Raw genomic sequence first — 2723 nt, 5'->3', positions numbered from 1 at the left:
ACCAGTTGGGTATCTTGGGCTCGTATTTTTTTATAGGAGACAGGGGGGGCCGGGGCAGGGCCGCCACGGGTGGCCCGGGGCGTCCACGGGGAGGTCGTACGCCCGCGGGCTCTCCGGCGGCGGGCCCGGTGGGGGGCGGGGTCCCGCGTGGAGCCCTGGCGACTATGCACCCGGCGGTGGGGTCGATCACGGTTGTGTGCATTACGTGCGCAGAAAACCGTTCGGAAGGCGGGACTCCGGTTGTTCCGGATCCCGGCGAGGACCGGCCTCCGTCGCGGTACGGGGGTCGCCGGGGCGGGCGAGCGGGCAGACTGGGACCCATGCGTCTGTCCCGCCCCCGCAGTCTGGCAGGCCGGCTCTTCGCGATGCAGGTCGTGGTGGTGGTCGCCGCGGTGGCCGGATGCGCCCTGTTCGCCTGTCTCAACGACCGGCGGCAGGCCGAGGCCGCCGCCCGGCACCGCGCCACCGCCACCGCCGTCGCGATCGCCCGCTCGCCCTCGGTCGTGGAGGCGATCGGGTCGCCGGATCCGAGCGCGCTCCTCCAGCCGTACGCCGAGCGGGTCCGCCGCGACACCGGCGTCACCTTCGTCACGATCATGGATCCGCACGGCATCCGCTGGACGCACCCCGAGCCGGACCGCATCGGCCTGCGCTTCGTGGGCAACACCGGCCCCGCCCTGCGCGGCGAGACCTTCCACGAGACCTACACCGGGACGCTCGGTCCCTCGGTGCGGGCGGTCACCCCCGTCCGCGACGGCGGCGGGCGGATCGTGGGGCTGGTGAGCGCCGGGATAGCCGTCGAGCGGATCTCCGACGAGGTGGAGCGGCAGGCGGCCGCCCTGCTCGCGGTGGCCTCGGGCGCGGTGCTGACCGGCGGGCTGGGCACCTATGTGATCAACACCCGGCTGCGCCGCCACACTCACGGCATGAACGCCGCCGAGCTGAGCCGGATGTACGCCTATCACCAGGCCACGCTGCACGCCGTACGCGAGGGACTGGTCATGCTCGACGGGCGGTGCCGCATCGTCCTGATCAACGACGGCGCCCGCGAGCTGCTCGGCCTGGCCGGACGCGAGGCCGTGGGGCTGGGCGTCGCCGAACTGGGGCTGCCCGCGCCGCTGACCGGGGCGCTGCTGGCCTCCGGGCCACGGGTGGACGAGGTCCATCTGACCGACGAGAGGGTGGTCGTGGTGAACACCTCGCCGGTATCGGCGCGCGACCTGCGCGGCACGGTGGTCACCCTGCGCGACCACACCGAACTCCAGGCGCTCACCGGCGAGCTGGACTCGGTGCGCGGCTTCGCTGAGGCACTGCGTTCGCAGGCGCACGAGGCCGCCAACCGGCTGCACACCGTCGTCTCCCTGATCGAGCTGGGGCGCGAGCGGGAGGCGGTCCGGTTCGCCACCGCCGAGCTGGAGCTGGCCCAGGCGCTGACCGACCAGGTGGTCGCGGCGGTCGCCGAGCCGGTGCTGGCCGCGCTGCTGCTGGGCAAGGCGGCGCAGGCCAACGAGCACGGGGTGGAGCTGGTGCTCACCCCGGACAGCTGCGTCGACGACGGCCTGCTGCCTCCGGACCTGCCCGCCCGGGACCTGGTGACGGTGCTGGGCAACCTGATCGACAACGCGCTCGACGCCGCGTCCTGCACCGCCACATCCTGTACCATCGCGTCCCGCGACGCCGGGGACACCGCCGCCCGGATCACGGTGACCGTGCGGGCCTCGGAGCACGAGCTGCTGCTGCGCGTGGCCGACACCGGGCCGGGCATCGGGGCGCGGGAGGCCGGAGAGGTCTTCCGGCGCGGCTGGTCCACCAAGGTCGGCGAGCCCGCGAGCCGGGGGCTGGGCCTGGCACTGGTACGGCAGACCGCGCGGCGGCACGGCGGCACCGTGGAGCTGACCGGTGCGCCCGGCGGCGGCGCGGAGTTCACCGTACGGCTGCCGCTGCGCGCCGCGGCGGGGACGACGGCGTGACCGGGCCGGGGGCCGGGAGCGGTGCGGGGCCCGAGCCGATCAGAGTGCTGGTGGTCGAGGACGACCCCGTGGCCGCCGACGCCCACGCCCTGTACGTCTCCCGGGTGCCGGGCTTCGCCGTCGCGGGGGTGGCGCCCTCCCGGGCGGAGGCCGGCCGGGCCCTGGAGCAGCTGGACATCGATCTGATCCTGCTGGACCTCTACCTCCCCGACGGCCACGGCCTGGCACTGGTGCGGGCGCTGCGCGCGGCGGGCCACACCGCCGACGTCTTCGCCGTCACCTCGGCCCGCGACCTGGCCGTCGTGCGCGAGGGGGTCTCGCTCGGAGTGGTGCAGCACGTGCTCAAGCCCTTCACCTTCCCCACGCTGCGCGAGAGGCTCCAGCGCTACGCCCGTTTCCGGGAGACGCTCACCTGCGCGGGCGCGGAGGCCGGCAGCCAGGCGGAGGTGGACCGGGCACTGGCCGCCCTGCGGGCGCCGGGGCGCGTCACGCTGCCCAAGGGGCTGAGCCCCGCCACCCTGGAGGCGGTCACCTCCGCGCTGCGCTCGGCCGCCGGAGAAGGGCTGACCGCCTCCGCGGCGGCCCGGCGGGTGGGTGTCAACCGGATCACCGCCCGCCGCTACCTGGAGTACCTGGCCGGCGCCGGGCAGGCCGAGCGCACCCCGCGGTACGGGCAGGTGGGACGGCCGGAACTGTACTACCGCTGGTGCGGCTGACGACGGGCCGGCGGGCGCGGCGGACACGCGCCGCGCC

Annotated in this window: 2 protein-coding genes; both read left to right on the top strand. The window is 75.3% G+C overall.

Annotated elements, in window-relative coordinates; translation table 11 throughout:
- The first annotated feature begins 320 nt into the window (after window positions 1–320).
- Window positions 321–1970, top strand: a complete 1650-nt coding sequence (locus tag AC2CJA_RS25915) for a sensor histidine kinase (RefSeq protein ID WP_484605100.1) — start codon at window positions 321–323, stop codon at window positions 1968–1970.
- Window positions 1967–2686, top strand: coding sequence for a response regulator (locus AC2CJA_RS25910; protein ID WP_484605099.1), 720 nt, complete (start codon window positions 1967–1969; stop codon window positions 2684–2686). Before AC2CJA_RS25915 ends, AC2CJA_RS25910 begins: the two co-directional genes overlap by 4 nt.
- Window positions 2687–2723: the final 37 nt, after the last annotated feature.

Source organism: Streptomyces sp. ATLC9 (assembly GCF_057196705.1).
This window is presented reverse-complemented; position numbering and strand designations above follow the sequence as displayed.

Excerpts from the sequence above, each read along its gene's own strand:
- AC2CJA_RS25915 (WP_484605100.1), top strand. The coding sequence starts at position 321 with ATGCGTCTGTCCCGCCCCCGCAGTCTGGCAGGCCGGCTCTTCGCGATG.